Raw genomic sequence first — 14,343 nt, forward strand, 5'->3', positions numbered from 1 at the left:
GGCAGAAAAGCCACCTCCAAGGTAGAACTGATTTTTTGAGTTATCGTTAGGCGCTAACTTTTTCGCATAGAAACGGATTGCTCCATGTGATTCCATGAGCTGTAAGAGCGACTTGATTGATTCCATCATTGATCCACATATCGGTCATCAGGGGTTTGTAAGTTTGTTGCATTATCCAGGGTTTCATCACGCGGGCAACTTCGCGGAAGACAGGCATCACCACTGAGTTGCCGAACTGTTTGTACGCCCGTGTATCCGACACCGGAATACGGAAAGTGTCCGGGTAGCCCATCAGCCGCGCACATTCTCGCGGGGTAAGGCGGCGCGGGTTTTTGTGGGTGTGAACAAAAGTGCGGTGTCCTGTAGACTAAGATGGCATCCCCTAAAACCAGAGAAAAAGGACTTTCCCATGTTGACAGTTAGCTCCCGCGACCAAAAACTTTTAGAAGCCTTGAACCGCAACCCCGCATTAAAAGCTCGGATGGAAGGGCTAATCGAGGTGGTTGAAAATGCCGGTGATGACATTATCAAAGCAGCAGACGCCGAACAGCGGGTGATAGAAGAACTGCGCCAAATGGGAAATGATGCGATCACTGCATGGGCAAACAAACGTGTAGAAAAATGCACAGCCCCAGCCTGTGAAGAAGGCATTGGGAAGTATGTAAAGAGTGGAAAAAAAACTGTCATTGGCACACGACCTACGGAAAAATCCACATAAGCGAACCGGTCTACCGGATTCCCGGCAAGCGTGTCCGCCCCTTTAGCCAGAGTGCCGAGGTTGTTTGCCGAGGCTGTTCGCTCCCGCTGCAACGGGCGGTGACGGACTTTGGGGCGGACTGTTCATTTGCTCAAGTGCCTGATAAATTAGAAGAACATTACGGGATACGGCTGGCATCCAGCAGCATCCGACACATCACCGAAGGTCACGCCAAACGCATCCATGAATCCCAAGTGTTGATAAAAGACTATCCAAGCACGTTGGGAAAAGCCTATGTCATTGCCGAAATGGACGGCAGCATGATCCCCATCGTCGAGATTGACGAAACAGCCCCCGACAAGCGCAAAGGCAAAAAGGAAAGCTGGAAAGAAGCCCGCCTGTGTCTTGCCCACGCCAAAGGCAGTGCTACGCCAACGTTTGGCGCAATATTCGGTGGCACGGTAGAAGATGCTGGAAAAATCTTATTCGACACCGCCTGCCGTGCTGGATTTGGAAAAAGCACGTTCCTCCATGCGGTGGGTGATGGGGCAAGCTGGATCAACCGTCAAGTGGATGAACAATTTGGCACACAAGGACATTACCTGATTGATTTTTATCATGTTTGTGAATACCTATCAGCAGCATCCGCAAGCTGTTCATGCCTCAAGGACAAGGATAAATGGTTTGCCAAACAGAAAAAAGCCCTACAGGATGGTCAAGCTCAAGCGGTCATCGACACACTGAAACCTTTCCTCGAAGCAGAAACGGTAGAAGACAGTAACGCCCCAGTACGAGCTTGTCGCCGTTACCTGAGCAACCGCATTGAGCAACTGGATTACCCGACAGCAAAATCCCTCGGATTGCCCGTGGGGTCGGGCGAAATAGAAAGTGCACACCGTTACATCATCCAGCAACGCTTAAAAAAATCGGGGGCATGGTGGAAAAGTGATAATGCGGCGGATATGTTGGCGTTGAGGGTCATGCGGGGAAACCAGCAATGGAAGCATTATTGGCGAAACACCGCTGAGGCGGCATGAGGTTTACCGCACTTTTGTTCACACCCGGTTTTTGTTTTCGCCTTGCCAGACCAGTATTTCCGAGCCGTCTTTGTAATAACGGGCGGAAAGGGTGCGGGTCACGCTATTGGCATACGCCAGCCCAAAACCATAGCCGTTACCCTTAGCCTTGTGTTTGTCAGCGTAATCTTGCAGGTATTTCCAGAGATTGTTGGTTAGGGTGTATTTGTCATGAATCTTGCGGTTGGCATGATCGAAATAGCGGCCTTCGTCGTGTTCCAGTACAGGTTCGCTACCATCGGTCTTGTGTAGGATGTTACCTAGCGTGATACGACCTTTGCCCGGCAGTTGCAGTGCATCCCAGCTAAATGCGGTTGGTTCGCGGAAGCCGACAATGACCGTGCGTTCACGGTGCTGGGGTGTCCAGTGCTGCCCGTCAATGGTTGTCCAGTGAACCTGATAGCCGAGTTCCTCCCGCAAGGTGTGCAGGATGATACGGAACGTATTGCCCTTGTCATGGGATTGCAGATTCTTGACGTTTTCCAGCAGAAATGCACCGGGGCGTTTGGCTTTGATGATGCGTGCCACGTCGAAAAACAGCGTGCCTTGAGTTTCATCCTCAAAACCGTGCGCCCGTCCAAGGGCATTTTTCTTCGAGACGCCCGCAATCGAAAACGGCTGGCAGGGGAAACCGGCTAATAGTACATCATGTGCCGGAATGTTCGCTTCAGGTATCGTGGTAATGTCCCCTGCAATGGGTTGCCCGTCAGCAAAGTTGGCGTGGTAGGTACGTTGGGCGTAAGCATCCCATTCACTGGTAAATACGCAGCGTCCCCCGTTCAGCTCAAATGCCTTGCGAATGCCGCCAATTCCCGCGAACAGGTCGATGAAGGTGAAATCGGCACTGTCCGCCGGTTTGCCAAACGGCATCAACATCTGTTGCAGACCATACAGAATGCCATGTTTCGGCTCTGTTTCACGTTTTAGCCAGCGTCCGACGGTGCTGGGGTTAACGCCCAGCTTTTCAGCAATCTCGGAATGGTTGTAGTAGTGCGCAGCCTCTTCAAGACACTGCAACACCGTTGACGCTCTGACTTCGTACATGATTGACTCCACGGGAAACTTTTTTGCATTTTATGCTTATGGTTTCCCTTTAGCAATCAATGGTTCGTTTTTAGTTCGCCATTTGAGTTCAGGAAAATTGATGGGCAGAGTGACTTATTCAATCACGAGAGAGGGGAGTCAGAGGGTGTCATATCCCATGGGATCATATTCCCTCAAGGAGCTACCCACTCTTCAAAGCGCGGGCTATCCTTGAAGGCATCTTATCCACGCATGGTTACAAGGCAAAGCGTACATGAAACTGCATCCTGAAGCACGGACAACGCCGCCTGACGATCCGCAAATGGCAGAACCGTGAGGAGATGACCGACAAATCGCACCGCCCGGATACGCCGCAAACCACGCTGACCGAAGCACAAGAATGGCTGGTGGTGGAGCTGCGCAAAACCCTGCTGTTGTCGCTGGATGACCTGACCCACATCACCCAAGAATACATCAATGCCGCCGCCAGCCGCTCGGGTATTGACCGCTGCCTGCGCCGTCATGGGATTGCCAACCTGAAAGTGATGAAGCGGGAACTGTATGGCGAGGAGCCACCGCCGAAAAAGGTATTCAAGGACTATGAACCCGGCTATATCCATATTGACATCAAATACTTGCCGAAGATGTCCAACGAGAAGGAACACCAATACCTGTATGTCGCCATCGACCGTGCCAGTCGTATGGTATGCCTTGCCATTTACCCGGACAAAACCGCTGCCAGCACAGCGGAGTTTCTGGGTAAGGTGGAGCAACGCTTCCCCATCAAGGTGCAATATGTGCTAACCGATAATGGTAAGGAATTCACCGACCGCTTTACCCGTAAAGGCGAACGTGACCCCACTGGCAAGCACAAATTCGACAAAGCCTGTGAACGCATCAAGGCTGAACACCGCCTCACCAAACCACGCCACCCCCAAACCAACGGCATGGTGGAACGCTTCAACGGGCGTATCAGCGACTTGTTGCAAACCACCCGTTTCGCCTCATCCAATGAATTGGCTGAGGCGATCAAACATTATGAACGGCTTTACAACCACTGCATTCCCCAGAAAGCACTGGGATACAAAACCCCTATTCAAGCGCTCAAAGAATGGCAGAAAAAGAAGCCAGATTTATTCAAAAAGAAAGTATATGATCTATCGGGACTTGACACCTAGAAATACTGAAATACCCGACCCCGTAAGTTACTTCTTCTTGGTTTTCTTCACGGTCTTTTTCGCTTTAGGTTTGGCTTTGGTCACTGCCTTGAACTCAGAGGCGGTGTAATACATTTCCTCATCAGCCATCTGCGTATTTTGGTCGATACTGATCGACAGCGGGCGACCGTTTTGTGCGTCATATTGCACGTCAATACGCGCTGCTTTGGCATCAATGGCTTTGCGGATAATGTCGAATAAACCTTCGGTGGTTAGCGCATCAGCACGGCGTTCCAAGGAAAGCGGCACACCGTCTACCGTTGATTTCGTTACCGTGCTGCCCGATACTTCAATCGCAATCGGTTTGCGAAATTCCGGGGTGCAGAAGCAGGAACGTTGTAAGGTGTAAGTGTAATGTGCTGGTTTATTTTGCCGCCACTTGGTTTCTGCTGCTAACAAGTCGCGATTGGCAATGAAGTAGCTTTCCGCAGATGGCACAGGGTGCTCTACCACTGTACCGGTATTGCCTGTAAAAGCAGGTGTGGTTGCGACACAGCCACTCAGCAAGCCTGCGCAGAGTGTGGTCAGCAAGATGTATTTCATAGCAGTGTCCCCTTGGTATGTGCTGGTGTTGATACAGCACAAGACCGGTAGAACAGGGGAAAGTTCAGGAAGGTTATTATGAGCATAACAATATGACACACCGCACGTGGTTTCTCGGTTTGCTTGGGTTATTTCTGGTATTCGCCGTAGCGTTGGGGATTGCACCACGCTACCGTCATGACTGGATGTTGGAAAACATTCTCACCGTGTTAACCGTGATTTTACTACTGAGTACCAGCAAAGCGTTTCCGCTATCACGCCTTTCCTATGGCTTGATTTTCGTATTTCTAACCTTGCATGAAATCGGCTCGCACTATACCTACGCTGAAGTGCCGTATGACCAGTGGTGGCAATCCGCCTTTGGTTATTCCCTAAACGAAGCGCTGGGGTTTGAACGCAACCATTTCGACCGGCTGGTGCATTTCTTGTATGGCTTGCTATTGGCTTACCCCGTGCGGGAAATGTTTATTCGGGTGGCGGATGTGAAAGGCTTCTGGAGCTATTTCCTGCCGTTGGATTTAACCATGTCGACGTCGCTGCTATACGAATTGGTGGAGTGGGCAGTCGCGGAAGTGTTCGGCGGTGAACTCGGCATGGCTTACCTCGGTACACAAGGTGATGTGTGGGATGCACACAAAGATATGGCACTGGCAAGCGGTGGGGCATTCTTGGCAATGGGGCTGACGGCGGGGATAAATAGTCGGGTTCGACGATGACCGCGCCGAAACTGACCATTGAGTAATCGCCGGGGATTGGGCCATCGGCTTCGATGTCAACCATGATGAAGGTCATCTGTGTTTCTCCCGATAAGGTAAGGGGCGAAACATTTTCCGCCCCTACCAATGTTACGCTGCTTTGCCCTTGTCTGTCAGTTTGACCAGATCGTTCATGACGCCATCCAGACCGCCGTAGACGTTCAGGGTGCTGATGCGTCCGGTGATCTTTTCCAATATTTCCAGCTCTTTGAGGCGCAGCAACACAGGGTTGCCTTCCATGACCTTGGCGGTGTTGTGCATGGAGCGCGTTTCCTGTGTTTCTTCACGGCGGCGGATTTGGTTGGCTTCGGCCTTTTTCTCGGCTTCGACGACTTGCGCCAAAATCGCCTTCATATCACCGGGCAACACGATGTCACGCGCCCCGACGGTTTTCAGGTCGATGCCGTAAGCCGCTGCTTTTTCCGCAACCGTTTGCTGGATGGATTGGTTGAGCAGGTTTTTGTCTGCCAGCAATTCGTCCAGCGTTTGGGTGGAAACCACCGCACGTAACGCCAGTTGCAGCTCGCGGTACAGGTAGTCCTTGTGGTCTGCCAGTGCCGTTTTGACTTGCTGCGGGTCAACAATCTGCCACATGGCGGAGAGGTTGATGCGCAAGCCTACACGGTCTTTGGTGAGGATTTCCTGACCGTTAACCTCCATGTTTTGCAGGCGGCAATCGAGTTGCGTGACCTTGATCGTGTGGTTGAATTGCCACCAAACGTGCGTACCTGCTGTCAGTATTTCGCGCTGTTCGCCGTCGACTTCCAGAAAGCCGGTGTGACCTTCGGGGATGGTCGCCATCACCAACGCGTTTAACGCCGCCGCCCGTAAGGTGGCATCTTTTGCGGTCAGCAATTGGCTTGCCAAGGCTTTGGGCAGCTTGAAATCGGTGCTGATGTCGATTTTACGCACTTCAATGCTGCGCTGACCTTGCCAGCACGCGCCACGTTGCGCAGGCGGCTTGATGTCTTTCAGCACCTTGTCTTGGTACAGCAAACCGACTTCCTGTTCGCCGGTTTCCCAGCGATGGATATGCGCGGCGAATTTGTCGGCGTGCAAGTCGGCAAGGCTGACGACATCCTCCGGCACGAAGGTTTGCGCACTGCCCGTGACGGCGAATTGCTGTACGCGGTACTGATTTTTCCAGCCGTAAAAGGTGTGGACACCCGCAGGCAGGATTTGCGCGAACTGTTCGTCTTTGAACAACAGCCCGCGATGTGTTTCTGGAACAATAATTTTGGTTTTGAATAACATGGCGTTGTCCTTTAAAAATTGGGTGGCATTCCCCCACACCCGTGCAGGCTTGACGGTTTGTGCCGGATGGGAAATCCGCGTGAGCCGAAGCCGTTGCGGTTTCGCACCTCGCAGACCCACCGTCAAGGCGGCGCGGGTGTTGGTCGTTGCTGTCTGCCCATTCCTGCCGCAGCATTCCTGAGCGTCGGGCATTGACCGTGGTGGTTTGCCGTTTGTTTGCCCTTGCGGGCTAAGTTACCGTTTCAGGGTAAGTTCACTAGCCGGAGTCGAACCGACGACAACCAGATACCAGATCCAGTGCTCTACCAGACTGAGCTACAGTGATGGGGCAGCCAGTTGGAGTCGAACCAACGACCGACCGGATTTCCGGTTGCTCTACCAGACTGAGCTATGGCTGCATGGTTTTGACGATCAGAACAGATACGCGGGTACACCAGCGGTGGTCGCGTCAGGCAGGCGGTTGAACCTGCTCCACAAGTAACGAAAGTCGTGAATGGTTTTGCAAGGGGTGTGCCAAGTTTGTTGGTATTTTTTAAGCTATTGATAATGATTGATTTTATTTGTTTTCCCGATTCGGAGGGAGAACGGGGCAATGGAATTAATTATCTATAAAGATAGGAATCTATTTTCATGAAAGAAACAGCACGCTATCTCAACACAGACCTTGACCTGATTGCTGAGCAGGATTTGACGCTTCTGGTGCAGGTGTTGGAAGCCAACGGCTTTTATTCATTGCACGCTGGGGTTGGCGATGACGGCAAATGGTATGCAACCTTAGAAATCAATGAAGTGGCTGACGAGGCATTGCATCTGCGCCAGCCTGAGCTGACTATTGTGCTCATGCTTGATGCTATCGAAGCACTGGATGCTTCAGCCCGTGCTCTTTGGGATGCTTGCATGAGCAAAACATTGGACATTGGTTATCAGTGTGGTGATGGGATGGGAGTCAGGAATGCGCTGACGAATGCAACCCTAACCCGCATGACTGCTTTAGGGGTGGATGTGTATATCTCGCTGTATCCGTGCGAATCGGACAACATTGCGGAATCCGTGCTTCAACCGCTATGATGAGTTCATGAAAAACGCTAACCGAGGTGTTAGAAATGCAAGTTACACTCGATGTCCCTGAACAATTCGGGCTGGACTACACGCTTCCCGAACTTGCCAAACAAATCAAGCTGTATGCGGCTCTCGCCATGTTTCAGGCGGGTAAAATATCCGCAGGATTTGCCTGTGAGTTTGCAGGTGTAGACCGCTACCGCTTTTACGAAGAATGCGCAAAACACAAAATCCCTGTCATCAACTACGAACCCGGCGAACTCGAAGCGGAGTTGGAGGCATTGCGGGATTTATGATTATTGTTGCGGATAGTTCTGCCTTGGTTGCATTGGCAGTATGCAATGGATTGCACCTGTTGGACGCGCTTTATCAACAAGTCCGTGTGCCGCGTGCGGTGTTTGAGGAATGTGTTATTGCAGGCAAGCCCGCTGCTGAAAAACTGCTAGCCTACCTGAGTGACAAAACGGTGGATGTTGATTTGTCTGGTTTAGTCATCACCGCTAACGGGCTTGGAGCGGGTGAATTACAGGCGATGGCGCTGTACAAGCACTTGAATGCTCAACATTTACTGATTGATGATCAACGCGCCAAAAAAGTAGCATCACTTAATGCCATTAAAGCTATTGGTAGCTTGGGGTTGTTGTTGCGAGCCAAGGAAAAAGGGCTGATTGCGGCAATCAAGCCCTATGCGATGATTATCCAGCAGGCAAATCTGTATCTCAGCGACGTGGTGGTAACTGAGGCTTTGCGGTTGGCGGGGGAATGATTTTCATCCCTTCACACACACTACCTGCCTGAACGTATGCAGCACTCCCACCAAATCACTCTACTCCGCCATCACCTTATCAATCGGCTTATAAGCCGAGGGTGTTTCATCAATCACCGCCTCATCCACGCGGCATTCCACCCCCTCAACAGCGCGTTTATGCTCATCCAGTGACACGCGACATCACGCGCCCCGCGCCGTGGCTGCAACTGCAAAAACTTTCCTCATTATCCAAGCCGCGCACGATGAAGGATTTCGCCCCCTAAAAAGATAAAAACCCTATCTTTCTATTTATTCCTAGGTTGGCAGGAACAACCTTGCATATTGCCCGTCATACGCTATTATTCCTTGGATAGCAGGAACAATGGTAACGCACAATGGCAAGACCGCTCACACCACTTCCCACCCCCCAACAATTCGGCGCACTCACCCCGGCATTACTGGGGCAATTCATCCGCGCCAAACGCACCCAATCCGGCTTGCGGATTGATGATGCTGCCGCGTTACTCGGCGTTGCCAAAGACACCTTGAGCAAGCTGGAACGTGGGCATTCCGGCGTACAACTCAGTACATTGCTTCAAGTGCTCAACGGTCTTGGCATTGCGCTAAAAGTAGAGCCGTGGACAGAAGGTGGTGACGATGACTGGGTATGAGCACCGCCTGCGGATTTACTTGGGTGAGCAGCCCATCGGTTTCCTGCTGGCAGATGCGCAAGGGCAATTGACGCTGGAATACACTCCGACATGGCAGGCCAGTGGTTTTGCCATTTCGCCGCATTTGCCGCTGACAAACACAGCGAATCATCAAGTGGTGCAACGTTTCCTGCGTAACTTGCTGCCCGAAGGTCAGGGTTTCGACATCCTGCTGGAAAACTACCAGCTCAGCCGTGCCAATACCTTTGGGATTATCCGCGCTTTGGGAACAGATACGCCGGGTGCATTGCAGTTCTTGCCTGAAACGCTTGAACCCATCCAGCCCGCCTGCTTGCGCCCGATCCTGCCTGCTGAATTGCTGGAGCGGCTCGACAATCAACCCGCCCGCAACCTGATTGTGTGGGATGGTCGCCCGCGCCTGTCGGTGGCTGGGGTTCAACATAAAATCAATGTGTTGGCGGATGCACAAGGCGGGCTGGCATTTGGCGAAGGCAGCTTGTGTTCCACCCATATCCTTAAGTTCGAGCCAGCCAGCCAGAACCATGTGGTGCTGAATGAATACCTGCTGATGCAGCTTGCCAACGCTATCGGTTTGCCCGTCGCAGCGGTGGAATTGCTGCGTTTCGGGCAACATCGTGCGTTGCTGGTGACACGCTTCGACCGCAAACGCCAGGGCGATACGGTATTGCGTCGCCATCTGATTGATGGTTGCCAAGCACTCGAGCGACTTGCAAAATCCGACAAACTGAGTTGCTCAATTTTCAGCATTGACCGAACGCCGCATATTCAGCCGATTTTTTACTCAATTTGACCAACGAAACCTGAGCTTTTTCAGTTTTACCGTAACTTTTGCTAAATTTCACCCATACCGATGCGACTGCTCCTGTTTTTCAGTCAGTCTTCCCGTGTTTTTTCAAAACCAGTCGCCTTATAACAAGACACGCATCAGTTGATCAGCACTCAACACCAAAATCCCAAACATCAAGTGGCTGTAAACTTTTTGCGCACCTTGCACCCACACATTCCGACCACCAAATTCATCCTTCAGGCGGGCATTGGTTCGTTCTACGGTGCTGCGAATTTTGTAACGCTCGGCATCAGCAGGTTCAAACGCTTCTTTCTGTCCGCCGCGAGGATTGTGATCAATCAGAGGGACATGCCCCAGATGACGGCTGTATTCGTGCAAATCAGCACTGCAATAGGCTGCATCCATCAGGTCGTAGAGACTGGTGACACGTTGGGCACTGATTTGGGACAGTGGAATAGCCGCCCCGCTGTCGTGAAACGAGGCGGAAGACAGAATGGCTGCTATCGGGACACCACAATCGGCGGTATCGATATGCAGTTTGTAGCCGTTCCAACTGTGCTTGTAGCCTTGGGCATTCTTCTTCGTCCCCCGGTTACACTGAACCGGTATCTCATCGAGTGCTTGCTGAAGTGACTGTTCCCGTTGGCGCTGAATCCGTGTTTGCCCTTGTTTTTTCTTTGGCTTTTCCTCGGCAACAGGCCGTTCACGTGCCTCAATGGCTGTTGAATCCCGACACAGGTGACCGATCAGCGCATCGCCCAAATACGTTTTCACCAACGTTTCATGCACACGTTCCGCTAAACGCTGTTCAGCAAATTCAGCGAAGGCACGTGAAAAGGTGGATTCGGAAGGCAGTTTCTTGGTCAGGGGAAACCCGCAGATGCGTCGCAGGGAGCGATCGTTTTGCAGCCGGTCAATGAGTGCTCGCGTATTGACAATATTGAGCACGCTTTTGGCGACAAAAGCATTGGCAAACCAAGATCGCTCCGTCGCTGGCCGTCCAGACCCATCACGAAAAGAGCGCACAAAATCTTCAATGCGCGTCAGCTCCAGTACGTGAATGAGTTTTTCAAGCTTGGGGGTCAATGTGCCAAAGGCATCATTGAAGCAAGGTAGTATTTCAATTTGCAGCAAACTCCAGCGTTGTGCAATCAGGGCGCGTTCGGTAGAATTCATAGCGTGGGCTTAATGGTTGTTTTGACGCTTCTATTATCGCCGAAAACGGCAGCCCACACTTCTTTTTTCCTTCAGATGAAGGAAGGTTTACGCTGAAAATGTAATTTTGCAAGTGGCTCACTCGATTTGCCGCCTGAATACAAATACGAACGCAATTTTGGTAACAGCCCCGATGTGGCGGCTATCCGTGACGGCGCAAGTTTGCCGCGTTTATTTGCCTTCTGCGCTCATTGCCGTTCGCCTGCACTTGCCCGCAAATACGTGCTGGACTGGGTGCTATTCAATCTCATCATCAGCAATTGGGATGCGCACGGCAAAAACATCAGCTTTTTCGTCGGCAAAAACGGCATCGAACCTGCGCCTTGCTACGATCTGGTCAATATCGCGGTATATCCCGAATACCAGCAGGAACTGGCGATGGCGTTGGGGGATGACTTCGATACCCGTGTGTCCGCCTTTCAATTGGCGGATTTTGCCGCGAGTTGTGGTCTGTCGCGCTCACTGGTGCAGGCAACACTGACCGCCATGTGCAAGCAGGTCGTTGAACAATTGCCCCGCGTGTGGGCGGCGTGTGTATTGAAAACCCCAGCAGAACAGCAGTTTGCAGCAAACTTGCGGGATAGCATCCAGCAACAGACAAGCCGCTTGCTGGAACATGCGGGCATGATGCAGGATGTAGTGCTATAAGCGTAACTTACACCCTACTCGAAAATTGTGGTGGATGTGCATTTGTCACAATAGTGAGTCGCACAATTTTAGTCTCCGCTAAGCCGCGTTAGAAATTTCATTACAAGCATTGAGCATGATGCGCTGTAGATCATCTGAATGAGAAAATCCAAGTCTTCGTGAAATACGAAGGTTTGTCTGTGGTCAAGTTTGTAAAGAGTGTGGAGATTTTTACGAATCCCCTTGGTCGACAAGGAAAGTTTCCATTCATGCGCTGCTTTGTGGCGGATAAGTCGGATAAGGTGGCATCTTTTAGCTTCCTCTTGAGTAATCAAATTGAGTGTCAGTGCTTGCTTGATTTTCTTGTCAAATATTGGAGGTGGTTTGCCAGTATCGCCAGTACGCGATGCTTCCTTTTCAAGCAGTCCTTCAAGTATATACCAGTCCGTGCCATAAAATAGTTTTTTTGATCAGGGAAATATGGTTAGATGACTGGTAACAAAAGCAGCCATGAGTAATGTATGACATTAAAAATCACTTTCACTGAGGATGAGATAGCGGAGCTGTTCTACTGGAAGGAGCGCCATCCTCATCCCAGAGTCCGTAAGAAAATGTCCGTGCTGTACCTGAAATCCCAACAGTTGACGCATAAGGAAATCAAACGATTGGAAAGGATTACAGAAGCCACGCTGCTTGCCTACCTAAACGCCTACCTACAACCTAACGGTTTAGAAGCTCTTAAAGAAATACGATTCAATAAACCACAGAGTGATTTGATGGCATATAAAGACAAGATTGAAGCCTATTTTCGTGAATATCCCCCCGCAACCAGCAAGGCGGCAGCCGCTAAGATTGAGGAGCTGACAGGCATCAAACGCAGTGAGGACAGGGTACGTGTCTTTATGAAGAAAATAGGGATGGACATCCATAAAGTGGGGATGATACCCGCCAAAGCTGATGTGGAAGCACAAGAAAAGTTCCTGGAAAATGAACTAAAACCGCGCATTCAGGAGGCTAAGGAGGGCAAACGCGCCCTTTTTTTGTCGATGCCGCCCACTTCGTGTTAGCACCGTTTCTGGGGTTTTTGTGGTCATTTTCCCGCGTATTCATCAAAGCCCCCTGTGGTCGACAACGCTACAACGTATTGGGCGCACTCAATGCGATAACGCTACAACTCATCACGATCACTAACGACTCCTATATCAACGCTAACAGCGTGTGTGAATTATTGGAAAAAATTGCAGCGTTAGCACTCAAAATACCGATCACTTTGGTCTTGGATAATGCCAAGTATCAACGCTGTGAAGCCGTGTTTGCCTGTGCGAAAAGGCTCAATATTGAACTATTATTTTTACCGACCTATTCACCCAACCTCAATCTGATTGAACGGTTGTGGAAGTTCGTCAAGAAAAAATGCTTGTACTCGAAATACTATGATAAGTTTCCCGCTTTCAAGGCGGCCATCACCAACTGTCTCGACAAGCTGGATACCGATCACAAGAAAGAACTGACCCAGTTGATGACAACAAATTTTCAAACCTTTAAAAATGTTCAGGTCTTGACGCTGTAAGGTATATTCTCCAAAAATGAACTCCAAACAATCACAACACTCCGAAAGGACTTCCGGCTATTTTCTTGGTTAGCCTCATGCAAAAACTGTCCTAAGGAACTGTCCCGAAATAACTTCCCGAAATCAGGGGGACTGAGGGACAGCGGAGTAGTTCCATTTTGGCAGGAAATCATCGAACTGGATGGTCATGTTATCCTTAAACGCTTGGGTATACTTGCGCCCGGTTTCAAAAACTTTACTGATGATGCGGACAGCGACCTTCATGCCAGTGGTGGTTTCCGTTTTTGCCATGTAGTGTTTGGCGGTTTCGACCGTTTCCAACGGCACACCCCGGCAGGCACGGGTCACATGGGGGAACAGGCGGTGTTCAATCGGGTTGTATTTGGAGCAATAGGGCGGGTAGTGGGCGATGCGTATTGTCAGGTTCAGACTGTCCGCCAATGCCTGCAAGTCTTGCTTGAACAGGTACGCGGAGGAACTGTTGCTGCCACCACCGTCACATAAGACCAACAGCTCGTCAGCTTCGGGGTAGTTGGGTTTCCCTTGCTCACGCCACCATAAGCCAAGGCTTTCGCAGGCAAACTCGGTGGTGTCGTGGCTGGTGTTCAGGTGCAGTGCCGCTTCGTTGCGGGCAAGGTCGTAGATGCCGTGGGGGATCACCTGACCATTGCCATAGCTGGCGAAGTCATGGTCATTGACCTCCGTGGGTTCGACGGCATCCGTTACCCCTTCACGGTAAAAGTTGCCCAGCAGTTCCTTCTTTTTGGTGTCAATGCTGATCACGGGTTTGCCTGCTTGCAGGTAGGTTTGTTTGAGCTGGGCAATCTTTTCAAACTGGGCATTACGGTCAGCGTGTTGCCCCATGGTGCGTTTCTTCTGGGGCTTGCGGCGGCGGTAGCCGTGCTCCCGTAATAGGCGCGACACCACGTTTTTCCCAGCCGATGTCCCCAATGCCTGCACCCGCCGGGCAATCTGCCGACGTGACAGGTTCGTCCATTTCACCGCCTCCCGCATCGGGTCGCCTGCCGTATGATCCTTTAAAACTTGGCGAAAATGGTCATCCAATTGCAGGTGCGTAGC

General features: G+C 51.1%; 14 protein-coding genes, 2 tRNA genes and 3 pseudogenes. 10 read left to right on the forward strand and 9 right to left on the reverse strand.

The window, feature by feature from the left end; genetic code table 11:
* Nucleotides 1–46 precede the first annotated feature (46 nt).
* The gene (locus tag QJT81_20430) at nt 47–292 is read right to left on the reverse strand and encodes a DNA cytosine methyltransferase (GenBank protein WGZ94124.1); all 246 of its coding nucleotides are present in this window, start codon (nt 290–292) and stop codon (nt 47–49) included.
* A 117-nt stretch (nt 293–409) separates the two neighbouring features.
* Here QJT81_20430 and QJT81_20435 point away from each other — a divergent pair.
* Nucleotides 410–1,734: pseudogene (locus tag QJT81_20435) on the forward strand (UPF0236 family protein).
* Nucleotides 1,735–1,752: 18 nt separating this feature from the next.
* Here the strand turns inward: QJT81_20435 and dcm are convergent.
* Nucleotides 1,753–2,817, reverse strand: a complete 1,065-nt coding sequence (dcm, locus tag QJT81_20440) for a DNA (cytosine-5-)-methyltransferase (GenBank protein ID WGZ94125.1) — start codon at nt 2,815–2,817, stop codon at nt 1,753–1,755.
* 293 nt (nt 2,818–3,110) lie between these two features.
* On the opposite strand from dcm, the gene QJT81_20445 reads away from it, so the two are divergent.
* Nucleotides 3,111–3,974, forward strand: coding sequence for an IS481 family transposase (locus QJT81_20445; GenBank protein ID WGZ96520.1), 864 nt, complete (start codon nt 3,111–3,113; stop codon nt 3,972–3,974).
* A gap of 27 nt (nt 3,975–4,001) precedes the next feature.
* On the opposite strand, the gene QJT81_20450 is transcribed toward QJT81_20445, so the two are convergent.
* Nucleotides 4,002–4,556 carry a DUF6174 domain-containing protein gene (locus tag QJT81_20450; protein WGZ94126.1) on the reverse strand — a complete coding sequence of 185 codons (555 nt, stop codon included), beginning with the start codon at nt 4,554–4,556 and terminating at the stop codon, nt 4,002–4,004.
* Between the two features lie 92 nt (nt 4,557–4,648).
* Here QJT81_20450 and QJT81_20455 point away from each other — a divergent pair, with 92 nt between their 5' ends.
* Nucleotides 4,649–5,272 (forward strand): DUF2238 domain-containing protein, encoded by a 624-nt coding sequence (locus QJT81_20455; GenBank protein WGZ94127.1) that lies wholly within the window; start codon nt 4,649–4,651, stop codon nt 5,270–5,272.
* A 129-nt stretch (nt 5,273–5,401) separates the two neighbouring features.
* Here QJT81_20455 and QJT81_20460 read toward each other — a convergent pair whose 3' ends face one another.
* From QJT81_20460 to QJT81_20470, 3 genes are all read right to left on the reverse strand, one after another.
* Entirely contained in the window at nt 5,402–6,757 is a 1,356-nt protein-coding gene (locus tag QJT81_20460; GenBank protein ID WGZ94128.1) for a slipin family protein, read from the reverse strand.
* A 62-nt stretch (nt 6,758–6,819) separates the two neighbouring features.
* Nucleotides 6,820–6,890: transfer RNA gene (locus QJT81_20465), tRNA-Pro, on the reverse strand.
* Nucleotides 6,890–6,963, reverse strand: a tRNA-OTHER gene (locus QJT81_20470). Before QJT81_20470 ends, QJT81_20465 begins: the two co-directional genes overlap by 1 nt.
* Before the next feature lie 232 nt (nt 6,964–7,195).
* Here QJT81_20470 and QJT81_20475 point away from each other — a divergent pair.
* Genes QJT81_20475 through QJT81_20485 form a run of 3 tightly spaced genes read left to right on the forward strand, consistent with a single transcriptional unit; the run spans nt 7,196 to nt 8,390 of the window.
* Nucleotides 7,196–7,633 (forward strand): hypothetical protein, encoded by a 438-nt coding sequence (locus QJT81_20475; GenBank protein ID WGZ94129.1) that lies wholly within the window; start codon nt 7,196–7,198, stop codon nt 7,631–7,633.
* A 35-nt stretch (nt 7,634–7,668) separates the two neighbouring features.
* Nucleotides 7,669–7,920: a UPF0175 family protein gene (locus QJT81_20480; GenBank protein ID WGZ94130.1), complete on the forward strand. Its 252-nt coding sequence runs from the start codon at nt 7,669–7,671 to the stop codon at nt 7,918–7,920.
* Nucleotides 7,917–8,390 (forward strand): DUF3368 domain-containing protein, encoded by a 474-nt coding sequence (locus tag QJT81_20485; GenBank protein ID WGZ94131.1) that lies wholly within the window; start codon nt 7,917–7,919, stop codon nt 8,388–8,390. The genes QJT81_20480 and QJT81_20485 overlap by 4 nt, the downstream gene beginning before the upstream one ends.
* A gap of 60 nt (nt 8,391–8,450) precedes the next feature.
* On the opposite strand, the pseudogene QJT81_20490 reads toward QJT81_20485, so the two are convergent.
* Nucleotides 8,451–8,652, reverse strand: a pseudogene (locus tag QJT81_20490) (RtcB family protein).
* Nucleotides 8,653–8,767: 115 nt separating this feature from the next.
* Between QJT81_20490 and QJT81_20495 the strand changes: the two are divergent.
* On the forward strand, nt 8,768–9,043 hold the full coding sequence (locus tag QJT81_20495) for a helix-turn-helix transcriptional regulator (protein ID WGZ94132.1): 276 nt from the start codon (nt 8,768–8,770) through the stop codon (nt 9,041–9,043).
* Nucleotides 9,030–9,854 carry a HipA domain-containing protein gene (locus tag QJT81_20500; GenBank protein ID WGZ94133.1) on the forward strand — a complete coding sequence of 275 codons (825 nt, stop codon included), beginning with the start codon at nt 9,030–9,032 and terminating at the stop codon, nt 9,852–9,854. The genes QJT81_20495 and QJT81_20500 overlap by 14 nt, the downstream gene beginning before the upstream one ends.
* A gap of 117 nt (nt 9,855–9,971) precedes the next feature.
* On the opposite strand, the gene QJT81_20505 is transcribed toward QJT81_20500, so the two are convergent.
* Complete coding sequence (locus QJT81_20505; protein WGZ94134.1) at nt 9,972–11,027, reverse strand: transposase; 1,056 nt, start codon at nt 11,025–11,027, stop codon at nt 9,972–9,974.
* 126 nt (nt 11,028–11,153) lie between these two features.
* Here QJT81_20505 and QJT81_20510 point away from each other — a divergent pair, with 126 nt between their 5' ends.
* Together QJT81_20510 and QJT81_20515 are read left to right on the forward strand one after the other, a co-directional pair.
* The gene (locus QJT81_20510) at nt 11,154–11,714 is read left to right on the forward strand and encodes a HipA domain-containing protein (protein ID WGZ94135.1); all 561 of its coding nucleotides are present in this window, start codon (nt 11,154–11,156) and stop codon (nt 11,712–11,714) included.
* Between the two features lie 500 nt (nt 11,715–12,214).
* Nucleotides 12,215–13,263: pseudogene (locus tag QJT81_20515) on the forward strand (IS630 family transposase).
* A 123-nt stretch (nt 13,264–13,386) separates the two neighbouring features.
* Here the strand turns inward: QJT81_20515 and QJT81_20520 are convergent.
* Nucleotides 13,387–14,328: an ISAzo13 family transposase gene (locus QJT81_20520; GenBank protein WGZ94136.1), complete on the reverse strand. Its 942-nt coding sequence runs from the start codon at nt 14,326–14,328 to the stop codon at nt 13,387–13,389.
* Nucleotides 14,329–14,343: the final 15 nt, after the last annotated feature.

It is taken from the genome of Candidatus Thiothrix putei, assembly GCA_029972225.1.
In the GTDB taxonomy this organism is placed as follows: domain Bacteria; phylum Pseudomonadota; class Gammaproteobacteria; order Thiotrichales; family Thiotrichaceae; genus Thiothrix; species Thiothrix putei.